We start from the raw sequence: 23,153 nt of genomic DNA on the forward strand, positions 1-23,153 counted from the left end.
CTATTTTTCCTGAAACCATGAACGACATCGAAGCCCAATTTCGTAACCTATTCCAGCGCTATGCCGATCCTCACCTCTGGCAGCCCACTCCCTCCTACTTCCCAGCCCTTGCCGCCCTTTACCACGGCATTTGTGACGGCAACCAACGACTAAACCTCACTCGGATCACGTCTCCAGAAGACTTTTGGGAAAAGCACTTGTGGGATTCCTACGCCGCTTTGAAACTGGATCTACTGGGGGAACGTTTAACCCAACCCCAAAACGTGATTGATGTGGGCACCGGGGGCGGTTTCCCTGGGATTCCCCTGGCGATCGCCTTTCCTCAGTGGCAAATTACCTTGCTCGATTCCACCCGCAAAAAAATTAATTTTCTCGTTGAACTGAGCCAAACCCTCCAACTGAATACCCTTGGCATCGCTGACCGAGCTGAAACTCTAGGTCAAGACCCGAATCACCGTGAACGCTACGACATTGCGACGATCCGCGCCGTGGGCAAAGCTTCCCTTTGTGTGGAATATCTTTTACCCCTCTTGAAAATTGGTGGCCTCGCAATTCTCTATCGGGGTCAATGGTCTGAAACGGAAACAGAACAACTGCAAAAGGCGATCACCCAATGTGGCGGCCAACTCCTCGCCGTACAGCAATTTACAACCCCCATTACCCAGGGCCAGCGCACCTGTCTCTACATCGAAAAAAGCGCCCCAACCCCAGACCAATTCCCCAGGACGATCGGCCTGCCGAAACAATCCCCCCTCGCTCCGGTTTAAGCCTTACACATCAAGCTCCCTAGCCCCATGCCGAATCTTGTTTACTTGATCCCAAGAGATGGTACCCTGAGTATGGCAAATTTTTACATTTGGTTAAAACTTTAGGAACAAAGCCAGCATTTGGCCTAGAGCGAAACCAATCGATAATAGAGAAGCATGGTAGCTACACAAGAAAAAACTTTAGGTAAAATCACTCAGATCATTGGCCCTGTCATTGATGCCGAGTTTCCCAGCGGCAAGATGCCTCGGATTTATAACGCTTTAAAAATCCAAGGAACAAACCCCTACGGTCAAGAAATTAACCTCACCTGTGAAGTTCAACAGTTGCTCGGCGACAACCAAGTCCGGGCCGTTGCCATGAGCTCCACCGACGGTCTCGTGCGTGGTATGGATATCCTCGACACTGGTGCTGCCATCAGCGTCCCCGTGGGTAAGAAAACCCTCGGTCGGATTTTCAACGTTCTCGGTGAACCCGTAGACGAAAAAGGCGAAGTCGGCGCAGAGGAAACTTCTCCGATCCACCGTCCCGCCCCCAAACTGACCGAACTCGACACGGCTCCTTCTGTGTTCGAAACAGGTATTAAGGTTGTTGACCTCCTCACCCCCTACCGTCGTGGTGGGAAAATCGGTCTCTTTGGCGGTGCCGGTGTTGGTAAAACCGTCATCATGATGGAGCTGATCAACAATATTGCTACCAACCACGGTGGTGTATCTGTATTCGCTGGTGTAGGGGAACGGACCCGTGAAGGGAATGACCTCTACAACGAAATGATCGAATCTGGCGTAATCAACCCCGATAACCTCAACGATTCGAAGATCGCCCTCGTGTACGGTCAGATGAACGAGCCCCCCGGAGCCCGGATGCGGGTTGGTCTGTCTGGTTTGACCATGGCGGAATACTTCCGTGATGTAAACAAGCAGGACGTTTTGCTCTTCGTTGACAACATCTTCCGCTTTGTCCAAGCCGGTTCTGAAGTATCTGCACTGCTCGGTCGGATGCCCTCTGCGGTAGGTTATCAGCCCACCCTCGGTACTGACGTCGGTGATCTCCAGGAGCGCATTACCTCCACTAAAGAAGGTTCTATTACTTCTATCCAGGCAGTTTACGTCCCTGCGGATGACTTGACTGACCCTGCTCCGGCAACTACCTTCGCTCACCTCGACGGTACCACGGTACTTTCCCGTGCTTTGGCTTCTAAGGGTATTTACCCTGCTGTGGATCCCCTCGATTCCACCAGCACCATGCTCCAACCCAGCATCGTGGGTGAAGACCACTACAACACGGCGCGGGCGGTACAGTCTACTCTCCAACGCTACAAAGAGCTCCAGGACATCATCGCGATCCTCGGTCTTGATGAATTGTCTGAGGAAGATCGTCTGACCGTAGACCGGGCCCGGAAGATTGAGCGTTTCTTGTCTCAGCCTTTCTTCGTAGCAGAAGTCTTTACGGGTTCTCCTGGTAAGTATGTGACCCTCGAAGAGACTATTGAAGGCTTCAAGCGCATTCTCTCTGGTGAATTAGATGATTTGCCTGAACAGGCGTTCTACCTGGTTGGCAACATCGAAGAGGCGATCGCCAAAGGCAAGAAACTCAAAGAGCAAGGCTAAACCCGACCTCACCTAAGACATCAGGTCAGTGCTGCCGTTAAACGGGGTACTGACCTTGAGCGTCAGAATTTTCTTTATTTTTTGAATTAGATTTAAGCAAATGGCTTTAAAAGTACGAGTGATCACCCCAGACCGGACGGTGCTGGATGACAATGTCGAAGAAGTCATCCTTCCCAGTAGCTCTGGTCAAATCGGTATTTTATCGGGCCACGCGCCCCTCCTCACGGCCCTTGAATCCGGCGTTATCCGCGTCCGGACTAATGGCTGGGAGAATATCGCAATTACCGATGGCTTTGCTGAAGTAGAAGCCAATGAAGTTAAGGTGCTGGTTAACACTGCCGCAAAGGGTCAAGACATCGATCTCGAAGAAGCTCGCAAAGCTTTTGAAAGTGCGAAGGCACAACTGGATCAAGTCAATGCGGCTGATCGCAAAGCAATCCTCGATGCCCGCAAAGAACTTAAGCGGACCCGGGCCCGGTACATGGCGGCTGGTGGTATGGCCTAGACCGATGTCTCGCCCTAGGGCCAAAACAGAAATTTTGCAATAAAAAGGCAGCCTTAGAGCTGCCCATTTTTTTATAGAAATTAATTACAAAATAACAATCGTAAAAACTTAGATAGTGATTACATTTAAGACAAGCACATGGGCAATTAACTTTAGTTACTGCCGCTAAAGGCCACTTCAGGGAATTTTGCCTGGGCTTCAGCCATGCTGGTCTTTTTGCCATGTTCTTGCCAGTAGTTAATAACTTCTGTGGCTTGGTTAAGCACTTCGATGCGCTCTGCCTCAGAAATCCAATGCTTTGCTTCCATCTCATCTTTGAGTTGTTGCCAAGCGTCGTTACGGGGCCAAAAGAAATAGGCGGTCAAAGGACTGGTGCCTTTACCAACAACTTGATCCACGGCGATCGCCACGTCTTTATCTAACCAAAGTACCTTTAAAAGAAATCTTTCTACCAAAGAAGCCTCCAAACCCAAATTTACACAAGTGGTTTCAAAAATTTACAGTCTATTATTTTACATTGAAGCGGGAGATTTGGATGCCCCCTAGAAAATCTCCTCCTGAATTGAGTCAATAAATCCAGAGAAATAAACGCTGTTTATCCGGGGCGATCGCCGCAAGCTATGTCATTGTGACGGGCGAATGTTAGACTGTTTGAAGATAGATAAAAATTTTTTTATCTATACCACCCCGATCAAGAAATCCTGAAGTGGGCCTGACCCGCTTTTTTTGTTGTCTAGATTTCCCCATGGCTCATCCCCTCGTACCCCGAATCGTAACCTGTGCCGAACCCATTGCTGCAGAGTTGGGTTTAGAAGTGGTGGATGTGGTGTTCCAGACGAATAAAAAACCACCAGTCCTCAGAATTGATGTGCGGAATCTCTCCCAAGACACTGGCCTGGAAGATTGTGAGCGCTTCAGTCGCCTGCTCGACCCCCAACTGGAAGCCCAAAATATTATCCCCGGGGCCTACGTGTTGGAAGTTTCTAGCCCTGGCACCGACCGTAACCTCACCACGGATCGGGAATTTATTGCCTTCCGGGGCTTTCCTGTTCGGGTGAAAACCTATGCTCCCTACAAGGATCAAAAAGAATGGTCTGGCACCCTCAAAGAACGGGATGAAACCGCCATTCACCTCAATCTCAAAGGTAAGGCGATCGCCATTCCCCGGGAACTGGTCGCCAAAGTACAACTAGATGACCAACCCTAGTTGCCCCAATTTTTCATTAGCTTTGTTCATTTATCGACTCTTTCTATTCGTAAATCTCTATGTCCCTTGTTAGTCTCACTGGTTTAAGCGCCCTCGTTGAAGAAATCAGCGATCGCCACAATTTACCCCAAAGTGCCGTCCATGAAGCCCTCCGGGAAGCCCTGCTGAAGGGTTATGAGCGCTATCGCCGTTCCCTAACGCTCAACCAAGCCACCCCCTTTGCCGAAGATTACTTTGATAACTTCGAAGTAGAACTAGACCTCGAAGACGAAGGCTTTCGGGTATTGGCCACAAAGGTAATTGTTGAAGACGTCGAAAATACCGACCATCAAATTGCCCTACAGGAAGTCCAAGAAGTCGCCAACGAAGCCCAACTCGGCGATTCTGTGATTCTCGACGTCACGCCCGAACAAAATGATTTTGGGCGGATGGCCGCGATCCAAACCAAACAAGTGCTGCTCCAAAAATTACGGGATCAGCAGCGGAAGCTCGTCCAAGAAGAGTTCCAAGAACTAGAAGGAGAAGTCCTCCAAGCCCGTGTCCTCCGTTTTGAACGGAACTTTGTCGTGATGGCCGTCACCAGCGCCTTTGGTCAGCCGGAAACCGAAGCCGAGTTACCCAGACGGGAGCAGCTTCCCAACGACAACTATCGGGCCAATACCACTTATAAAGTCTATTTAAAGCACGTCAAAGAAGGCTCCCACCGAGGCCCCCAGTTGGTCGTTTCCCGCGCCGCCGCAGATTTAGTGGTTTATTTGTTCGCCAACGAAGTCCCAGAAATTGAAGAAGAAATCGTGCGGATTGTGGCCGTGGCCCGGGAGGCGAATCCCCCCAGCCGTTACGTTGGCCCCCGTACAAAAATTGCCGTGGATACCCTAGAGCGGGACGTTGACCCTGTAGGTGCTTGTATCGGGGCACGGGGATCGCGCATCCAAGCCGTTGTTAATGAACTGCGGGGCGAAAAAATTGATGTGATCCGTTGGTCGCCAGATCCGGCGACCTACATTGCCAATGCCCTGAGCCCAGCACGGGTCGATGGGGTAATCTTGGTTGATGCTGAGGAGCGACAGGCCACGGTATTAGTCCCCGAAAATCAACTAAGCCTTGCCATTGGTAAAGAAGGACAAAATGTGCGTTTGGCCGCACGCTTGACGGGCTGGAAAATTGATATTAAAGATAGTGCTAAGTACGAGGCAGAGCAGGCCGCCCTTGCCGAAGAACAGACAGCCCCCCCCAGTGAAATGGACTCGGAAACGCCTTTGATGCCGGAGCAAACGGAACCCCTAGAAGAAGAGGTCATGCCAACGGACGCTTAGAAGCTGGGGAGAATTTTGTTGTAAAAAGGCGATCGCCTTTTCAACCATTGCCATGGAGCCAAATCTACGCCGCTGTGTTGCCTGTCGCAAACTTGCCCCAAAACAATCTCTTTGGCGGGTGGTTCGAGTCTATCCATCCCAGCAGGTACAATTAGATCGGGGCATGGGGCGTTCCGCCTATCTCTGTCAATGTCATCATTGTCTAGAAATGGCCCAGCGCAAAGATCGGCTTGGGCGATCGCTCAGAAAGAACGTCTCCCCCGATATTTATCAAACCCTAAAAGAACGCTTAAATTCTCTAGACTAAGGCTCCTTTGAGGGCCATTTACAATCGCCACTCCACAAGCCATTACGGACGCGCGATGCTATTTAAAATCATTCCTGAAATTACTCAGATTAAACCTTCTTTTTATTGTTGAACTCTAGCAAGCCCGGAGGCCTTTCCATTCATCATTGCCGCTAATCCCCGTTGGATTTAGATCCCACAATCCACGCCAAACCCACCTATCCCCAACCAACCCTAAATTTGTACGACTAGTAGTTAAGGACATTATTGGATGAATAACGAAAAAGTTAGAATTTACGAACTTTCAAAGGAACTAGATCTCGAAAACAAAGACATTTTAGAATTCTGTGGCCAGCTCTCCATTGATGTGAAGAGCCACAGTAGCACCATTACGACAGAAGAAGCTGATAAAATCCGGGCGATCGCCACACAAAAGCGCCCCCAAGCCCCCAAGGCCCAGCGGCCCCAGAGAAAGAAAAAACAAGAAATTCTCGCCGTCCAGCACCAGCCCCAGGGTACAAAATCCCAGGCTAGTAAGTCAGAATCCGCTGACGCCAATCAGCAAACCTCAACATCAAAAAAACTCGAACGTCCTAAACTACAGTCTCCTCCGAGTCGGGGCACAGAGACGCCGGCGCAAACAGAAGAGTCTCCGGCCAACAATGGGGCCAAGGCTGAACCAGTGGCACAGACAACTCCCCCCAAAGCAGAACCAGCAGCCCCCGTTGCGCCCAAACCCAAACTCATGGGGCCTCCCCCGCGGCCAACCCCCAAATCATCGGCCCCCAAGACCCCAGACACCAGCACCGCAACGGCAGAAACAAGCAGTGGGGCAACCCAAGCCGATGTGAGGGCCAAATCCCTCTCGAAAAATACCGCCGAAGCTCCAGCAAAAGCACCAAAATTGCGGCCCAAACCCCAAATCGTTGGCACCGTCAGCAAAAAGCCCGCTCCCGTTCAAGCAATTGAGCCCGAGCTTGATGAAGAACCGGACACCAACAATGTCGAAGGGGATGACGATGCGACCCCAGAAGTCCTGCTCGCTCCCCCCAAACGCCCCACCGCAAAACCCAAAAAAGCCATTGGTCCGAAACCCAGCAAGCGTAAAGTTTGGGAAGATGAAGAAGAGGACGAATCTGAAACTAAGAAGACAAAAACCAGCAAATTAAAGCGTCGTCCCGTTGTCATTGATGACGATGATGATGACTTTGGCACCACCACAAACAACAATGCAGAAGTGCCTTCTGTCAGCTTGTCCATTGCCCGTCCCCCCAAACCGAAGAGTGCCTCCTCCTCCCCTTCGCCGAGCAAGCCATCACCTTCGCGGCCGAAGAAACCAGCAGCGAAAAAACCCGGTAGCGGGAGTGGTCAATCCCAGAGGGAACAACGGCGCGATCGCCCTGACGTTAAAGCACCGCCAGCGGAGATCACCCTCACAGAAACCATGACCCTCCGGGAAATGGCAGATATCCTTTGCATCGCAGAAACAGACATCATCCGTCGTCTCTTCAGCAAGGGGATCGCCATCAACATTACCCAGACCCTAGACTATGACACCGCCCAGATGGTCGCCGAGGAATTTGACGTCAAAGTCATTGCCCCAGAGGTGAAATCGGCGGCTGAAAAATCCACCGAAATGCTGGATGTAGCTGACCTCGAACACCTCCAACATCGTCCTCCGGTCGTCACAATCATGGGTCACGTAGACCACGGTAAAACCACTCTCCTGGACTCTATTCGTGAGACCAAGGTTGCCCAAGGAGAAGCCGGGGGGATCACCCAGCACATCGGTGCCTACCATGTGGACATCGAACATAACGGGAAACCCGGTCAAATTGTTTTCCTCGATACGCCTGGCCACGAAGCCTTTACGGCGATGCGGGCCCGGGGGGCAAAGGTGACAGACATTGCGATTCTCGTTGTGGCCGCCGATGACGGTGTCCGTCCCCAGACCCTAGAAGCGATCCGCCACGCCCAAGCGGCCAAAGTGCCCATTGTGGTGGCGATCAACAAAATGGATAAACTCGGCGCAGAACCCGATCGCGTCAAGCAGGAACTCTCAGAACAGGGCTTAGTGCCAGAGGAGTGGGGTGGCGAAACCATTATGGTGCCTGTTAGTGCCCTGAAGGGAGAAAACCTAGATACCCTCCTGGAAATGATCTTGCTCGTGTCTGAGATTGAAGAACTCTCAGCAAACCCGGATCGTTTGGCGAGAGGAACGATCATTGAAGCCCACTTAGATCGAGCCCGTGGCCCTGTGGCAACGCTTTTGGTACAAAATGGCACCTTGCGGGTCGGCGACATTATTGTGGCGGGATCTGTGATGGGTAAGATCCGGGCGATGATCAGCGATCGCGGCGAAAAGGTTACAGACGCAACACCCTCCTTTGCGGTGGAAATTCTCGGTTTAAGTGAAGTACCGGCGGCTGGAGATGAATTTGAAGTCTATTCCAGTGAAAAAGAAGCCCGGGCGATCGCCGATGAGCGGGCCGAAGGGAAACGTCAATCCCGCCTCCAACAGGCCATGTCTTCCCGACGGGTCAGCCTCAGCAGTCTCTCTGCCCAAGCCCAAGAAGGGGAACTCAAAGAACTCAACTTGGTGCTTAAGGCCGATGTCCAGGGTTCCGTCGAAGCGATTCTCGGCTCCCTCCAACAACTGCCCCAGGACGAAGTACAAATTCGTGTCCTGTTGTCTGCCCCCGGTGAAATCAGCGAAACAGATGTTGATCTTGCCGCCGCTAGTGGCGCGGTCATTATCGGCTTTAACACCACCTTGGCCCCCGGTGCGCGACAGGCTGCCGAACGGGAAGGGGTTGATATCCGCGAATACAACGTGATCTACCGTTTCCTTGAAGAAATCCAAGGGGCGATGGAAGGTTTGCTGGATCCGGAGGAAGTCGAAGAACCCTTGGGTCGAGCCGAAGTGCGGGCCGTCTTCCCCGTGGGCCGTGGCTCCGTTGCGGGCTGTTATGTCCAGTCGGGCAAAGTCGTCCGTAACCGCATGATCCGCGTGCGTCGGGGTGATGTCATCGTCTACGACGGTTCCCTCGATTCCCTCAAGCGTGTCCGCGAGGATGTCCGGGAAGTCAATTCTGGCTATGAATGCGGGATTGGCGTCGATAAATTTAGCACCTGGAAAGAAGGGGACATTATCGAAGCCTACGAAATGGTCTTCAAACGCCGTACCTTGGCAGGCCGCACCAGTTAAAGGTAACTTGCGACAATTCTTTTAATCAAAAACCCCCTGGACAACTGGGGGGATTTTTTTGGCGATCGCCCATGGAGACTTCCATTTCGCCCTAGGGATTCAGGAGGTTACGTTTCGGTCGGTTTCAAGACAAGATAAGATATGGGATGATCACTCTTTAGTAATTTCAAGGCGTTATTAAAAATGGATGTTCTTTCTTTAGGTTGGGGCGCGCTATTGGCCCTGTTCACTTGGTCGATTGCCATGGTTGTTTGGGCACGTAACGGTTTCTAGGATCGTGGAAACAATTTTTTTAAATTCTCTTTTTTTGGGAGCCCTTGCTTTGCTGCTACTGGTCAGCGGCGGGATCTCCTATCTCACCTTTGTAGAATGGCGCGATCGCCGTCGTCAAGACCGAGACAAACGGGGCAAGTAACCCTAAAACGAACTGGCTCGGCCCTAGAGCCTTTCCCGAAATATCTTGCTTGATTAATCTCCTGTTATATCAGGGGATTTTTTTGTGGCTTTTGTGCCCAGACAATTTCTGAAGGAAACACCAGAAGACGAACAATTTCTGCCACAATCAAAGGAAGTACACTTCCCAAAAACCATGGCGATTCCCGCAAACGAAATTGATTTAGCCCGGTATCTCGAACATTCCCTGTTGCACCCAGCGGCCACCGAAGCCCAGGTCAAAGAATGCTGTGAGGCGGCAGTCCAATTTGATTTTCCGGCGGTCTGTCTCTACCCAACGGCGATGAAAACAGCCCGGAATTTCTTGCACCAGCGGCCCATTCAAATTTGTTCTGTGGTGGGTTTTCCCGCCGGGGCCCATACGACTGCAACCAAACTCTACGAAGCCCAAGAAGCCGTAGAAAATGGGGCAACAGAATTAGACGTCATGCTGAACTTAGCCTTTGTGAAAATGGGGGAATCGGAGAAGCTCTATCAGGAAGTGGCGCAAATCGTCGAGCTGACGAAAGTTCCCATCAAAGGCATTTTAGAAACGGCCCTTTTAACAGACACCGAAAAACGACTCGCCGCAGAGATTTGCCTCGATGCAGGGGTGAGCTATCTCAAAACCTCGACGGGCTGGTTTGGCGGTGCAACGGTGGCCGATGTGAAATTGCTCCATGGGATCACCAAAGGCCGCATTGGCATCAAAGCAGCGGGAGGGATCAAAACTGTTGACCAGGCGATCGCCTTAATTCAGGCTGGGGCAACCCGCCTTGGCACGTCCCGGAGTATCAAGATTATGCAGGAAAGGGAACAAGTGAGCGATAACCCAACTTGGTAAACACGGCATGTCCTTTAAAGTCACAGGTATCATCCTCAAAGGCAGTCCCCTGGGCGAAGCGGATCGACTGGTGACGATCCTGTCGCCGGAACAGGGATTGGTAAAGGCCGTGGCCCCTGGAGCTCGTCAGCACCGCTCTGCCCTACGGGGGCGCACCGAATTACTGGTAGTCAATGAGTTTGTCTTGACCCGGGGGCGATCGCTGGATCGGATTCAGCAGGCAGATATTCTCACCTCTCACCCAGGTCTCAGGTATGACTTTGCTAAATTAGCCGTAGGCCAATACCTGGCGGAAGTGACCCATTACCTCGCAGTGAGCCAAACCCCCCAGCCGGAATTATATGAGCTACTCCGGGAACATCTACGCCGCATCGAAGCCGTAGAATTTCAACCCAGCACCAGGGTGACTCAGATTATTGCCCATCTGACCCAGGCTTTATTTCATTTGTTGGCGATCGCCGGTTTCGCCCCCCAAGTCCAACATTGTCAGGGTAGCCAAACTCTTGTTGCTCCCAACTTTGCTGATCCCCGTTGGCGCGTTGGTTTTAGTCACGATCTGGGGGGGATTATGGTGCTGGGCCAGGGAACTATCCGCCCCGATCAACGGCTAACGGCTTTGGAACTAGATATTTTACAAATGCTTCCCAACCGCACCCTGCCGGAGTTACAACGGTGGCCCCAAGCCCAGGAAACAGTATTTTCCCTAGAAACAGCCTGGCTCCGGGTCGAACATTTATTGCGGCAGTACCTTGAACATCAAATTGGCAAAACCCTCAAGGCTGCTCCTCTCATTGATACCCTCGCCCCCCTGGATTTTTAGGAAAACACCGCTAATTGCCAGCAGCATCCGGGGTTGGGTCTTCCTGGGTCTGGAGTTGTTGCACCCGTCGTTCCACAGCCGCTAAATTTTGTTGGTAACTGGCCCGTTTCGTTTGGGCAAAATCGTAGTAAAAATCCTCTGGTGGAATTGCTTCTAGGGTGGCGATCGCCGTTTGCCATTGCTCGATAATTTCCTGCCATTGGGCCACAGAAGCAGGGGGAGTTTCAGCCATCTGGGCGGCTGTTGCCCCCTGGGATAAGCCTGCGATTAGGTTACCGAGACTGCCATTGAGGGATTGGTAATCGGCGAGTTGAGCCTGCACTTCCCCATACCGGGGCGACCAACGGGGCACGGTTTCTAAGGCGGCGATCGCCTCTTGTAAATTGGCCTGGGCCTGGAGAATCGCTTGACCAGAGGGATTTTCGCCAGCGCCAAACAGTGATCGGGCCGGATCAGCCAGTTGCGTGGCGTTCGCTAGGGGCGCACAGGAACCCACTACACAGGGACGACTCAAGGCATAGCCTGCGGCCCCCAGAAGGACGAACAACAAACCCGCACCGAGGATTAGGGGGCCTTTTTTGCCGGGGCGATCGCCTTTCCGGGGGGAGGCTTCAGTAAATTCTTCCAGACCGCCATCGGCAGTGGTAAACCCTTCAAAATCTCCGGTAGGGCCTGTAAATTCTTCTTCTGGGGCGACGTTATCAAACGAGTCTTCTTCTAACTCATTGCCCACAGGTGGAAAGGGATCATCCGTGGCTTCGAGGTCAATATCTTCTGGGAATTCAGCTTGTTCAAGGGAATCTGTATCACTTTCTGGGGGCTGCCCATCGGAAACCGGCTCAACTTCAGACTGGGTAAGGGCGTGGAAGGCATAGGGTTCATTGGCCCCGGTGATCCGTAGATAAATGAGAGTTTGATGACCTTGGGCGCGGGGATCACCCTGGAGGCGATCGCGGATCAGCCGAAAAATAGGCGGGAGTTCTGCTGGGGCCGGAGTTTGATGTTGCACCAGGACGAGCAACAGGCCTTCCTTAAAGAGACAACGCACCTGAACCGGATCTGTCGGGAAATATTCTGCTTCAAGTTGAGTTTGGAGATCCGCTTGCAGATCCTGGAGATTTAACGGGGCAACATCGGACATAACCGCAAGAACAGCCTATGGACTTGAAATGTCATTGTAAGTAAAGCTCAAAAAAATAGTCTTGTCAAAAGACCCTGGCGATCGCCAAAGCCAGTTTATTTAACGGGGCTGTTGTCGCAAAAAGCCACTAAAACTATCGACCCCCCAGGTGAGTAAAAGGAAACAAATCAAGGTAAGACTAACGCCGCCATAATTAAAACTGCTCAATTGTTCCATCAAAAGCCGTCCGAGGCCGCCCGCCCCCACGAGGCCGACAATGACCGTTTCTCGCAGACAGACTTCCCAGCGATAAAAACTGTAGGCAATAAAATTAGGTAAGGTCAAAGGAACCGTGCCATAGAGCCAAACATTGGCTTCGCTACTGCCTAAATTTCGGAGAGCATTGAGGGGGGCAGGGGGAACATTCTCAATCACTTCGCCCATTAATCTGCCTAAAATTCCCAGGTTATGGATCCCTAGGGCAATCGCCCCCGGCAAAATCCCCGGAAACATCACAAAAACCACTACCAACGCCCAGATGGGAGCTGGGATACTCCGACAAACCAAAAGCACTAGATGACTCAGGAGCCGTTGTCCCCAGAAAATGGGCCGCTGATTTTTCGCTGTCAAAAAGGCCAGCAGAAAGCCGCCCACCCCAGCTAAGGCGATCGCCAAAATAGACATTTCTAAAGTCTGTAAACTCAAGATCGCTAATTGTTTTCCCTGGGCAAAACCAAAACTGACGGTTTGAAGTTGGGCCATGACTTCTGCCAAAAAGTTTTGGCCCCGGTCAGACCAGAGGCGCGACCAATCGGGCTGAATGTACCAAAATCCCCAAGCGACTAGGCCACTACCGAAGACCATCGTTCCCAATAACCAATCCCGTCGCTGTCCCCCCAATTTATAACGGTGACTGTTGAGGTCAAACCGACTAGTGCAATCCAGCCGTTGCCGCAAAAAATGGCTCCCCCAATCCACCACACCATTTAACGCAATCAGAGCATAAAACAACGTCCAAAGCTGTTCATAGCGGAGGGATTGCAGACTTAAATAAATCTCGTAGCCCAGGCCCCCAGCGCCAATAATGCCCAATACAGCCGCCGAACGCAGGGAACATTCAAAGCGATAAAAACTATAGGACAACAAATTAAACAAAGCCTGGGGCAAAATCCCATAGAGAAAGGCCTGGGCCGTGGGAACACCGCTATAAATCAAGGCTGCAAAAGCGGCACGGGGGGTTTCATCAATAATTTCGGCAAAGATTTTCGCCACAATGGCCCCAAAGGGAATGGCGATCGCCCCCAAGGCCACCACCGGATCTAGACCCCAAATATTAATCAAAATCAGACCCCACACCACCTCATGGATCGAACGGGGTACAGCCAAAAGCAAGCGAATGCTGCTTCCTAGCCTTTTTCCCTGGGGAAACATCGTCTCCCAGAGCAACTTGGCACTGAGCAGTCCGCCCACTGTGCCCAGCACCAAACTCAAAAATGTGCCGCAGATCGCATAGGCAAAGGTGGTCAGTGTCGCCTGGCTGGTCAACAAGAGAAAATCCGCCGTTAGATTTGGCTGGAAAGCGGCCCTCACAAATCGCCCAAGGGTGCCCAAACCCTGGCCGTTAAATAAGGCTCCACCCCGAACGGTGACGTCGATCAAACTGAGGGCGATCACCAGGCCAAACAGACTAAACCCCCAAGCCTTGGGCTGAACATTTCGAGGCAGCGGCAGGGAGATTCTAAACATCAATGGCAAGATTCGGCGGAGAGTATGGCAAAATTATCAACAAATAATTATTAAACACATTAAGGAAACCCTCATTATGACTCCCTCTTTGGCAAACTTTTTCTATAGCCTCTTGGCTGGCACCTTAGTTGTGGTCATTCCTGCCACCGCATTTTTGATTTTCATCAGTCAGCAGGACAAAATTAAGCGCTAGATATTCCCTTCCAAAACACGAAATTGCGAGGTGGGCATTCTGTAACATTGTCCACCTCTGTTTTCATCTGAGATATCTTATAGTCTGGAAACGGAAGCCGCTAGTATAGAAGATAGAGTCAAGGGAGATCAACAATGGTTAATTTTGGGCTAAATTCCGCCAGTATTTTGGGGATTGCGTTGGCCGCAGCGGGTGCATCCCTCTATTTCTTACGGTCGGTACGCCCAGAACTTTCCCGCGACCACGATATTTTCTTTGCGGCGGTTGGATTATTGTGTGGCTTTATCCTCCTGTTTCAAGGTTGGCGTTTAGACCCGATTTTGCAATTTGGCCAATTTCTCCTGTCTGGCTCGGCGGTATTTTTCGCCATTGAATCGATTCGTCTCCGGGGTTTGGCCACAGAGCAGGCCCGCCGCAATACGCCCATTGTGGACGATGAACGGCCCGTCAGTCGGGTTTATCGGGCGGAATTGGATCAAATTGAGCCTTACCAAGGGGAAGAGCGCTATGAACGTCGGCTCCGGGGCTACCCTGAACCCCGCTCGAATCGAAGCCGGGGCTATGAAGATGAAGCCCCCCGGGGAACGAGTACCCGCCCCAGTAGCCGTCCGACCAATCGTCCCCCCACGGATTATGGCGATCGCTCCAGTGGCCGCCCAACTAGTCGTCGTCCCAGTCGTCCTACACCTCCCAATCGACGTCCCCGTCCGGATCGCTATGACAATGGTGGCTATGATGCCTATGGCCCCAGCGGCAATGTCACCGATGTCTGGTCCGAAGATGCCTGGGATCAAGGCGATCGCCCCGTCGATGAAACGCCCCGTCGGCCCCGCCGCCCCCGACCCGATGATGAGCCTCCAGCCCCCCGTCGTCCCCGTCGGCCTCGCCCCGACAACTATGGTGCCCCCGACGAAGAAGTGGCCACTGTTGACTATCAACCCATTGATGGGGCTTCCTTTGGTGAGGATCAAGATTGGGATGATCCGGCCCCCGACAATCCAGAAATGCCAGAAGGCGATCGCCCCAATAACCCCGTCAATTTCGATTACTAATTGCCCGAATTTTCTGCCCATTAACGAACGTGCTTAGGCAAACCCCTCGCTTTCTCTGGTTGTTGACGATACTGGTGGGACTAGGAGGCTGCTCCTTTGGTAACACCCCCTTAACCCCCGTTTCCCTCAATAGCCGCTTCCATGATGAACAGCCTGCATTGAGTGGGGATGGCCGCTGGTTGGCCCTAATTTCTAATCGCCATGGCACCAGTGAACTGCTTTTTTATGATTTAAACCAGAAGCAGTTTGTGGAGTTGCCTAATCTCAATCAAAAAAATGCGATCTATGAAAGCCCAAGCCTGAGCCGTACTGGGCGCTACCTCGTTTATCTTTCGAGTCCCCTGGGGAAGCCAGACATTATTCTCTATGACCGAGCGACCAAGCAGTCTGATATTTTGACCCAGGGCTATCGTCATTGGGTGCGCAATCCCCAAATCAGTCCCGATGGCCGCTATGTGGTGTTTGAATCAGCCCGGCGGGGTCAGTGGGATATCGAAGTGTTAGACCGTGGCCCGAATATTGAATTTGATTTGCCCCAGGAAGTGATTGTGAATCCGTCGGGTTAAAGCTGCAGACGCAGAAAAATTAGCCTTATTTGAAGCAGTAATAGAGAGCGTTATTGCTGTGGGCAATTGTTAACAATATGAAAAAAAGACGCCTTTTTTCACCTTGACAGATGAGGAGATCGGAGTATCATGTCATATATCTTAACCTTTAGCGACTGTGCGCTCCCTAACCGCCTCACCATGACAGCTAGGGAAGTGAGAATCCGCACCAACGCCATTCGGGCGATCGCCTTTTGAAGCAGAATTCGTATTGAATATGATTAACCCATCGATTTTGAGCCTCGGGGTTGCTGCCTGTGCAACCTGCTTGAGTGTCACCACAAAAGAAGAAATTGTGAAAGTCGCGACGGGATGTGTTGCCATTCTCGCCGGGTTTCTCGCCTTATGTTATGCGCCCTGGGTCATTAAGGTACTTGTTATTGCAATGCCGATTATCATCGAACGTCTCAAGGCCCGTTCTTCCAAGCTTTAAACTGCCGACATTTTCGTTTGCCCGTCTCAATTATTGTTGCGCTGTAGTGACGGGAGAAGTTTGGTAGTTCTGACTGAGTTGTTGGTCAAACCATGGAAGAATTCTTTGCCAGGCCCACCAAGGATCACTATCGCCCCAATGGTTTTGGCATTGGCGATCGCTAATGTAACCCACATGGCCCCCAAACTGCGTGATTTGGGTATTTAGGTAAATGTTCCGCTGATCAACATAGTGGAGATCCTCGACGAGATCTGGCGCAAAGAGGGGATCATCCGCTGCATATAGAATAAAAGTCGGCCTGTGTAAATCCTGGAGAAAATAAAGGGGACTACTGGCCTCGTAATAGGCTTGGGTCGTTGTGAAACCCAGTTTGGGAATCACGAGATACTGATCAAATTCCCGAATTGTCATCGCCTTTTCAATGGTTTCGGTCTGGAAAGCGTGGGGATGATAGCTTTGTAACTGCCAAGCCAATTTCTGTAAATTTTTGGCGATCGCCTGCTCAAAATAGCATTTAAACGGATGTTTTTCGAGGTAGCTGAGGGAACGGTGGGATTCTAAACTGGGACAAATGACAGCGCCCGCGAGAATATCCGCTGCCTGTAACCCTAAAGTCTTTAAATCTAATTCCTGGGCTTTTTTCAAGCCCCATAAAGCCAATTGTCCCCCTAGGGAATAACCAGTAAACAGAAAAGGAGCTTTTAACCCCAATTGCTGTTTACCCTGGGCCGCCAGACGCACAAAATCTTCCCCTTCTAGTAGCCCATCACTGGTCAAATCCGGAGAAAGGGCTGCTGTTTTGCCATGGGCACGCCAATCGAACAACAAAACTCCATAACCAGCCTGGAACGCTTTATGGGCGAGGATTTCTAAAAACCATTGGTCTGTCAAACTGCCGGTAATGCCGTAGGTGGCCACAATTGTCCCTTTCGACTGACTGGGTTGCGCGTATTGGCAAAAAATAGGGGTTTGGTTCGCCCCTGTCAGGATCACTTCCCGATATTCTAAAGGAGAGATTTTCGGTTGATTGTGCCATTGTTTCGCAGCACCAAAAGCGGCATAGATAGTCATAGCAATGCCAGACCGTAACCAGAGGGGCGGTTGATAAAACATAAAATTCAATTTTGTGATTATTTTTTTGTCCCTTTCTTTGCCAGTTGTTTGGCCTTTTTGGCTGCTTTTTTCGCTGCTTCTTGTTCTGCTTTTAGACGTCGCCGCGCTGCTTCTTTTTCTTGTTCAATTTTCTCAAGATAGTAATGGTAATCGCCGTTGTAAACAATAAATTCTCCATCGCGAATTTCGACGATTTTATTGGCGACTTGGGAAATAAAGAAACGGTCATGGGAAACAATCGCTACGGTGCCATCATATTCCTTGAGGGCGTTTTCTAGCATTTCCTTCGCTGGAATATCAAGGTGATTAGTCGGCTCATCGAGGATCAAAAAATTCGCTGGCCGCAGTAGCATTTTTGCTAGGGCTAAACGGGCTTTTTCGCCCCCACTCAGGGCCCCTACTTTCTTGAAAACGGTGTCGCCGCTAAAGAGGAATTGACCTAGGAGCGTCCGGACTTCACCGTTTTTCCAGTCGGGCACCTCATCGTGGATGGTATCCATGACGGTTTTTTCGAGGTCGAGGGCTTCGGCTTGGTTCTGCTCGAAGTACCCAGGGATGATGTTGTGAGTGCCGATTTTAACATTGCCTTCATCGTAGCTTTCCATGCCCATGATCATGCGCAGGGTCGTGGATTTACCACAGCCATTCGGCCCTAAAAAAGCAATGCGATCGCCGCGCTCGATGGTCAGATTCGCGCCGAGAAACAGAATTTTATCGTCGTAGGTGTGGGTCAGATCTTGGATGGTGACTACCTCTTGGCCGCCCCGAGGCGCTGGGGGAAATTGAAACTTGAGGGTACGTACATCACTAATGGGCGCTTCGATGCGTTCTACTTTGTCCAACAGTTTTTCGCGGCTCTTGGCTTGGGTACTGCGGGTGGCACTTGCCCGGAATTTTTCGATAAATTCTTGTTGTTTAGCTAGGTCTTTTTGTTGGCGCTCGAAGGCAGATTGTTGGGCGTCTTTATTTTCTGCTTTTTGTTGTAAATACTGGGAATAGTTACCAAGGTAAGTGGTAGAAATCCCCCGCTCTGTTTCGACAATTTTTGTACAAAGGCGATCTAAAAATTCTCGGTCATGGGAAATAATTACCATCGGCGTTTTCAAACCCCGGAGATAATTTTCTAGCCATTCAATGGTTTCTAGATCTAAATGGTTTGTTGGCTCGTCTAGGAGGAGAATATCGGGTTCCTGGAGGAGGATTTTGCCTAAACTGATGCGCATCTGCCAGCCACCACTAAAGGAACTCACCAGGCGATCGCCGTCTTCGATCTCAAAGCCCACTTCCGGGAGGATTTTTTCAATTTGAGACTCTAAACGATAACCATCGAGGGCTTCAAATTTCCGTTGGGCTCGGTCAAGCTGGTGAATCAGATCATCTAAATCTGCATTAGGTTCTGCCATCTCATGCTGAATGCGGTGAATTTCATCCTGCACAGCGTTGGCTTCTGTAAAAACCGTCCATAGTTCTTCCCGGACAGTGCGCGTCGGTACCACATCAAATTCTTGGGTTAAATGGGCGATGCGGAGATCTGCCGGACGAATAATTTCACCATCCGTTGGCTCCACTTCCCCCATAATGATCTTCATCTGGGTAGATTTTCCCGCACCATTGACCCCCACAAGGCCAACCCGTTCACCCGTCTTAACTTCCCAGTTAATGTCCTTGAGAACTTCGCCAGTGGGATAAATTTTGCGGATGTGCTCAAGTCTTAACATCGGGAAAAACTCCTAGTTTGGATCAGCATCAGTCTATAACAAATTGTAAACTTTTTTGGTTCACTCCTTTGCCATGACCCGTAGTAGCCTGTCCCTCGACGCCCCTCTATACGATTATCTCCTCCGCATTTCCCTCAAAGAGCATCCCGTTCTCCAAGAATTGCGGGAAATCACCGCCCAACACCCAGCGGCCCGGATGCAGATCGCCCCGGAACAAGGTCAGTTGATGGCCTGGCTCGTGCAACTGATGGGGGCAAAAAAGACTTTAGATATCGGCGTTTTCACAGGCTATAGTGCCCTAGTTGTTGCCCTAGCGCTGCCGGAAGACGGGAAAGTAATTGCTTGCGATCGCGATCCAAGACCCACGGCGATCGCCCAAACCTATTGGGAAAAAGCAGGGGTCGCCGAAAAAATTGAACTCCGCCTTGCCCCGGCCCTCGAAACCCTAGATTCTCTGCTGGCAGATGACCAAGCGGGTACCTTTGATTTTGCCTTTATTGACGCGGATAAAGGGAACTACCTGAATTATTTTGAGCGGTCTCTCAAACTATTACGGGTCGGTGGCGTCATTGCAGTGGATAATGTGTTGTGGTCGGGGCGGGTGGCCGATCCAGCGGATCAAGACAAACGTACAGAAAAAATTCGCGCCTTTAATGAAGCTTTGTATAACGACCCACGTATTTGTTTAACGGTATTGCCCGTGGCCGATGGTCTGACCCTCGCCTGCAAACTCTAAAAACATCTGCCTTAGGATTGGGATATCTCGTCAAAGCCCGCCGCTTTTTTAATGGTGTAGAGAGGGCGTTGTTTCACCTCGTCGTAAATGCGGCCAATGTATTCACCGAGGATGCCAAGACAAATGAGTTGCACGGCTCCCAAAAAGAAAATGGCAATGGTGATCAGGGTATAGCCAATTAATTGGGCCGGAGCATTGTAGATCCGCCAAAACAGCACCAGAATGATCATGGCGATCGCCACTAGGGCTGTAATCAAACCTAAATAGGTCGCAATTTTTAAGGGTTTACGGGACAGAGAAATAATCCCGTCAATAGCAAGGTTAAGGGACTTTCGAAAAGTGTATTTGACATCGCCAGCAAAACGCGGATCCCGTTTGAACTGCACTGCTGTTTGCGGAAACCCTACCCAGGCCCGGAGACCCCGAATATAACGATGTTTTTCGGGCATGCTGTTGAGAATATCCACTACCTGACGGGACATCAAACAAAAATCCCCCGTATCCGTGGGAATGGTGACATCGGTGAATCGATTTAAAATCCGGTAAAAGCCATAGGCCATTAGCTTCTTAAACCAGCTTTCTTTGGCCCGACTCACCCGCTGAGCGTAAACCACATGATAACCAGCCCGCCATTTTTCAATCAATTGGGGAAGCAGCTCAGGCGGATCCTGGAGATCGGCATCCATAATAACCACAGCTTCTCCTTGGGCATATTGCAAACCTGCAGTGACCGCGATTTGATGCCCAAAATTTCTCGCCAAGCTCAAGTAGTGAACCCGAGGATCCCTTTGGTGCAATTCATCCAGAATGGCTAGGGAACGATCCTGGCTGCCATCGTCAATTAAAACTAATTCTGCAGGGCCATCTAACCCTTCAATGACCTGGACAACGCGCCGATACATTTCGGGAAGATTCGCTTCTTCGTTATACACCGGGATGATAATGGAATAGGTAATCATCGGAGGTAGGGGGCGGGTTGGGAGAATTGTTTTAAATAATTTTACCGAGGTGATTCAGGGGCCAAAATTTCAAAATCGCATGGCCAATAATGTTATCGGCAGGGACAAAGCCCCAAATGTGAGAATCATTGCTGTTATTGCGATTATCACCGAGGACGAAAAAGCTGTGGGGTGGCACCGTTAAAGTGGGTAATTCATAGTCTGGCGGCGCAGCAATAAAAGGTTCTGTTAAGGCTACTTGATCGACATAAACCAGGCCATCATGAACGGATACAGTTTCGCCAGGGGTGGCAATAACTCGTTTAATAAAAGCTTGTTGGGGATCGTAACCGAGGAGTTCTAATTGGGGGGGCGTCCGGAAAACCACCACATCACCCCGATGAACGGGCTGGACTCGATAGGAGAGTTTCTCGACAACAATGCGATCGCCTAAATCGAGGGTCGGCAGCATCGAACCAGAGGGAATATACCGGGGTTCAGCGATTACCCAGCGCACCACCAAGGCGATCGCCAAGGCAATGACTAGGATGCGGATATTTTCCCAGAGGGCGGCCCATGGTTTCGTTTGTTGGTTCGTGCTGAGGTGTTCGCCCTGATCGCCCATGGGTCTCCGTGAAATTTGATACGACGGCTCTATATTGTGGCACGTTCGCTTCGTTTCAGTACAGTTTCCCACAGCCAAAACAGGAAACGACGCAGGGACTCGGGTGCTTGGGTTCCCCAGAGATTAATCGCGACACAAACCGCCCCAAAAACAGGCAAGATGAAAGTGGGCACCATCACAACCCCCACCAAGAACCAAGTGCTGACATGGAGTACCATCAGGGTCACGCCCCCATAAACGGCGATCGCATTTCTTTGGATCAAACTCGGAGAGGCCTGACGCACCACATAAACTAAGGTCAAAAAACTCAAAATCAGGTTAAAGGGAACCAAGCCACCACAGATGGCAATGCAATGGCACCGGGAAAATTCACACAACTGCTCAAAAACGCTACTCAATTCGGACACGGCAATATTCAAAGGCTTGTAAAAAAAGAGGGTGTTATTGCTCTGAGCCTAACGAATTCTTAGGAACTTTTACCTAACGTTTTATGAAGTCTCAGCCCGTAAAAACCTGGCCCATTGGCGATCGCCCCGCAACCCTGGCACTAGAAATATTTCACATTGCGCTCAAAATTTTCCCCAAGGTAATACTGCCGCACCAGGGGATTGCTATAAAGCTCTTCTGTGGTTCCCGCTGCGAGGATTTCTCCGTCTCGCATGATGTAGGCCCGGTCAGTAATGGCGAGGGTTTCGCGAACGTTGTGATCAGTGATCAAAATGCCCATGTCCCGTTCCCGCAGTTGGGCCACAATTTGTTGAATTTCAGCAACGGCAATGGGATCAACCCCCGCAAAGGGCTCATCAAGCAGGAGAAATTTCGGCCCTTGACCGCCAACGGCCAAAGCACGTGCCAATTCGGTACGTCGTCGTTCTCCCCCTGATACCAGACGACCGCGGGTATTCACAATGCGGTTCAGCCGAAATTCACTCACCAATTCCTTGAGACGGTGTTGCTGTTGCCGGTGAGACAAGGGAGATTGTTCCAGGACTAGTTGAATATTTTCCTTGACCGTTAAATTCCGAAAAATGCTGGGTTGTTGGGTGAGATAACCAATGCCCAATTTTGCTCGTTCATCCAGACTCAGGGGTGTGATGTTCTGCCGCTGGAGCCAGACGCGCCCTTCATTGGGTTTAATCAGGCCCGTCGTAATGTAAAAAGTTGTGGTTTTCCCGGCACCATTCGGCCCCAAGAGACCAACAATTTCCCCTTGATTCACTTTCAGGTTGACACGGTTAACAATGACGCGCTTGCCATAGGTTTTGCGGATATTTTCGAGAACGATGGTCACGGTTTATTCGTCTTCGGGGAGGGTAATGGGAGCGGGGGCGATCGCCCGGTTTGGGGCCTGTTCGGGAATGAGATAGCTAGCTTCTACTTGTTCGCTGCGGCCTGGGGTGGCGACAAAACGTCCTTCGTCAATGGAATAGGTCATTTGTTCCGCCCGGAGACTATTGCCATCCTGGAGGACATAGACGTTGCCGCTGAGCACTAGTGTACGTTCTTCTGAAAAATATTGGGCCTGGGCTGCGGTGGCCTGGAGATTGCGGGCGGGATAGTTGATCCGCACATTGCCCCGGGCTGTGATAATCCCCGTTTCGGTATTGGCTTCTTGGATATCAGAGCGCACTGTGAGGGCATTCGCATTCTGGGCTTGGGCGGCCTGCTGGGGGGGAAGCTGACTGATTGTAGCGGCGATCGCCAAGGAGAGACCCCCAAATCCATACATCATTCGATTACCAAAGCCCTTGACCGTCATGATTGTTGTACCTGCTAAAAATACTATGCGCGCTGGGTGCGGCTATTTACCCTAAAGACGCAACGATGGCCGATTGAGTTGCGGAATTATCTTCCTATAGTAAGCCTGGGATTTCCCTTTTC

26 protein-coding genes are annotated in these 23,153 nt (G+C 50.9%); 16 read left to right on the forward strand and 10 right to left on the reverse strand.

Going from position 1 to position 23,153, the window contains the following annotated elements; genetic code table 11:
* The first annotated feature begins 17 nt into the window (after positions 1-17).
* From rsmG to atpC, 3 genes are all read left to right on the forward strand, one after another.
* Positions 18-767 (forward strand): 16S rRNA (guanine(527)-N(7))-methyltransferase RsmG, encoded by a 750-nt coding sequence (gene rsmG, locus AWQ21_RS03750; RefSeq protein ID WP_065713390.1) that lies wholly within the window; start codon positions 18-20, stop codon positions 765-767.
* A 156-nt stretch (positions 768-923) separates the two neighbouring features.
* Positions 924-2,375: a F0F1 ATP synthase subunit beta gene (gene atpD, locus AWQ21_RS03755; RefSeq protein ID WP_065713391.1), complete on the forward strand. Its 1,452-nt coding sequence runs from the start codon at positions 924-926 to the stop codon at positions 2,373-2,375.
* Positions 2,376-2,475: 100 nt separating this feature from the next.
* Positions 2,476-2,880: an ATP synthase F1 subunit epsilon gene (gene atpC / locus AWQ21_RS03760; protein ID WP_065713392.1), complete on the forward strand. Its 405-nt coding sequence runs from the start codon at positions 2,476-2,478 to the stop codon at positions 2,878-2,880.
* 152 nt (positions 2,881-3,032) lie between these two features.
* On the opposite strand, the gene AWQ21_RS03765 is transcribed toward atpC, so the two are convergent.
* On the reverse strand, positions 3,033-3,335 hold the full coding sequence (locus AWQ21_RS03765) for a 30S ribosomal protein PSRP-3 (protein WP_065715205.1): 303 nt from the start codon (positions 3,333-3,335) through the stop codon (positions 3,033-3,035).
* 290 nt (positions 3,336-3,625) lie between these two features.
* On the opposite strand from AWQ21_RS03765, the gene rimP reads away from it, so the two are divergent.
* The 8 genes from rimP (at position 3,626) to recO (ending at position 10,993) form a co-directional block, all read left to right on the forward strand.
* Positions 3,626-4,087, forward strand: a complete 462-nt coding sequence (rimP, locus tag AWQ21_RS03770; RefSeq protein ID WP_065715206.1) for a ribosome maturation factor RimP — start codon at positions 3,626-3,628, stop codon at positions 4,085-4,087.
* Between the two features lie 59 nt (positions 4,088-4,146).
* The gene (gene nusA / locus AWQ21_RS03775; RefSeq protein WP_065713393.1) at positions 4,147-5,403 is read left to right on the forward strand and encodes a transcription termination factor NusA; all 1,257 of its coding nucleotides are present in this window, start codon (positions 4,147-4,149) and stop codon (positions 5,401-5,403) included.
* 52 nt (positions 5,404-5,455) lie between these two features.
* Positions 5,456-5,710 (forward strand): YlxR family protein, encoded by a 255-nt coding sequence (locus AWQ21_RS03780; RefSeq protein ID WP_065713394.1) that lies wholly within the window; start codon positions 5,456-5,458, stop codon positions 5,708-5,710.
* Between the two features lie 250 nt (positions 5,711-5,960).
* The gene (infB, locus tag AWQ21_RS03785) at positions 5,961-8,897 is read left to right on the forward strand and encodes a translation initiation factor IF-2 (RefSeq protein ID WP_065713395.1); all 2,937 of its coding nucleotides are present in this window, start codon (positions 5,961-5,963) and stop codon (positions 8,895-8,897) included.
* Positions 8,898-9,080: 183 nt separating this feature from the next.
* Positions 9,081-9,170 (forward strand): cytochrome b6-f complex subunit PetN, encoded by a 90-nt coding sequence (gene petN, locus AWQ21_RS15830; RefSeq protein ID WP_071819460.1) that lies wholly within the window; start codon positions 9,081-9,083, stop codon positions 9,168-9,170.
* Between the two features lie 4 nt (positions 9,171-9,174).
* The gene (locus tag AWQ21_RS16370) at positions 9,175-9,312 is read left to right on the forward strand and encodes a hypothetical protein (protein WP_168191133.1); all 138 of its coding nucleotides are present in this window, start codon (positions 9,175-9,177) and stop codon (positions 9,310-9,312) included.
* Between the two features lie 174 nt (positions 9,313-9,486).
* Entirely contained in the window at positions 9,487-10,173 is a 687-nt protein-coding gene (gene deoC, locus AWQ21_RS03790; protein ID WP_065715207.1) for a deoxyribose-phosphate aldolase, read from the forward strand.
* 7 nt (positions 10,174-10,180) lie between these two features.
* On the forward strand, positions 10,181-10,993 hold the full coding sequence (gene recO, locus AWQ21_RS03795; protein WP_065713396.1) for a DNA repair protein RecO: 813 nt from the start codon (positions 10,181-10,183) through the stop codon (positions 10,991-10,993).
* Between the two features lie 10 nt (positions 10,994-11,003).
* On the opposite strand, the gene AWQ21_RS03800 is transcribed toward recO, so the two are convergent.
* Entirely contained in the window at positions 11,004-12,134 is a 1,131-nt protein-coding gene (locus tag AWQ21_RS03800) for a hypothetical protein (protein ID WP_065713397.1), read from the reverse strand.
* Positions 12,135-12,233: 99 nt separating this feature from the next.
* On the reverse strand, positions 12,234-13,859 hold the full coding sequence (locus tag AWQ21_RS03805) for an ABC transporter permease (RefSeq protein WP_065713398.1): 1,626 nt from the start codon (positions 13,857-13,859) through the stop codon (positions 12,234-12,236).
* Positions 13,860-13,935: 76 nt separating this feature from the next.
* Between AWQ21_RS03805 and psbX the strand changes: the two genes are divergently transcribed.
* The 4 genes from psbX (at position 13,936) to AWQ21_RS03825 (ending at position 16,142) form a co-directional block, all read left to right on the forward strand.
* On the forward strand, positions 13,936-14,052 hold the full coding sequence (psbX, locus tag AWQ21_RS03810; RefSeq protein WP_030005983.1) for a photosystem II reaction center X protein: 117 nt from the start codon (positions 13,936-13,938) through the stop codon (positions 14,050-14,052).
* Positions 14,053-14,186: 134 nt separating this feature from the next.
* A complete protein-coding gene (locus AWQ21_RS03815; protein ID WP_065713399.1) occupies positions 14,187-15,104 on the forward strand; it encodes a Ycf66 family protein in 918 nt (305 codons plus the stop codon).
* 29 nt (positions 15,105-15,133) lie between these two features.
* On the forward strand, positions 15,134-15,670 hold the full coding sequence (locus tag AWQ21_RS03820; protein ID WP_065713400.1) for a TolB family protein: 537 nt from the start codon (positions 15,134-15,136) through the stop codon (positions 15,668-15,670).
* Positions 15,671-15,926: 256 nt separating this feature from the next.
* The gene (locus tag AWQ21_RS03825) at positions 15,927-16,142 is read left to right on the forward strand and encodes a riboflavin synthase subunit alpha (protein WP_065713401.1); all 216 of its coding nucleotides are present in this window, start codon (positions 15,927-15,929) and stop codon (positions 16,140-16,142) included.
* A 30-nt stretch (positions 16,143-16,172) separates the two neighbouring features.
* Here the strand turns inward: AWQ21_RS03825 and AWQ21_RS03830 are convergent, their stop codons facing one another.
* A complete protein-coding gene (locus AWQ21_RS03830; RefSeq protein ID WP_083997957.1) occupies positions 16,173-17,255 on the reverse strand; it encodes a YheT family hydrolase in 1,083 nt (360 codons plus the stop codon).
* A 17-nt stretch (positions 17,256-17,272) separates the two neighbouring features.
* Positions 17,273-18,973, reverse strand: a complete 1,701-nt coding sequence (locus AWQ21_RS03835) for an ABC-F family ATP-binding cassette domain-containing protein (protein WP_065713403.1) — start codon at positions 18,971-18,973, stop codon at positions 17,273-17,275.
* A 73-nt stretch (positions 18,974-19,046) separates the two neighbouring features.
* Here AWQ21_RS03835 and AWQ21_RS03840 point away from each other — a divergent pair, with 73 nt between their 5' ends.
* Positions 19,047-19,709 carry a class I SAM-dependent methyltransferase gene (locus tag AWQ21_RS03840; protein ID WP_065713404.1) on the forward strand — a complete coding sequence of 221 codons (663 nt, stop codon included), beginning with the start codon at positions 19,047-19,049 and terminating at the stop codon, positions 19,707-19,709.
* Between the two features lie 11 nt (positions 19,710-19,720).
* Here AWQ21_RS03840 and AWQ21_RS03845 read toward each other — a convergent pair whose 3' ends face one another.
* The 5 genes from AWQ21_RS03845 to AWQ21_RS03865 all read right to left on the reverse strand — a co-directional run bounded on the left by AWQ21_RS03845 (position 19,721) and on the right by AWQ21_RS03865 (position 23,031).
* On the reverse strand, positions 19,721-20,668 hold the full coding sequence (locus AWQ21_RS03845) for a glycosyltransferase family 2 protein (RefSeq protein ID WP_065713405.1): 948 nt from the start codon (positions 20,666-20,668) through the stop codon (positions 19,721-19,723).
* Positions 20,669-20,699: 31 nt separating this feature from the next.
* The gene (gene lepB / locus AWQ21_RS03850; protein WP_065713406.1) at positions 20,700-21,272 is read right to left on the reverse strand and encodes a signal peptidase I; all 573 of its coding nucleotides are present in this window, start codon (positions 21,270-21,272) and stop codon (positions 20,700-20,702) included.
* A gap of 29 nt (positions 21,273-21,301) precedes the next feature.
* On the reverse strand, positions 21,302-21,679 hold the full coding sequence (locus AWQ21_RS03855; RefSeq protein ID WP_232315058.1) for a hypothetical protein: 378 nt from the start codon (positions 21,677-21,679) through the stop codon (positions 21,302-21,304).
* 140 nt (positions 21,680-21,819) lie between these two features.
* The gene (gene lptB, locus AWQ21_RS03860) at positions 21,820-22,563 is read right to left on the reverse strand and encodes an LPS export ABC transporter ATP-binding protein (protein ID WP_065713408.1); all 744 of its coding nucleotides are present in this window, start codon (positions 22,561-22,563) and stop codon (positions 21,820-21,822) included.
* Positions 22,564-22,566: 3 nt separating this feature from the next.
* Positions 22,567-23,031, reverse strand: a complete 465-nt coding sequence (locus tag AWQ21_RS03865; RefSeq protein WP_065713409.1) for an LptA/OstA family protein — start codon at positions 23,029-23,031, stop codon at positions 22,567-22,569.
* Between the last annotated feature and the right edge of the window lie 122 nt (positions 23,032-23,153).

This window comes from Picosynechococcus sp. PCC 7003 (assembly GCF_001693255.1).
GTDB lineage: Bacteria > Cyanobacteriota > Cyanobacteriia > Cyanobacteriales > MRBY01 > MRBY01.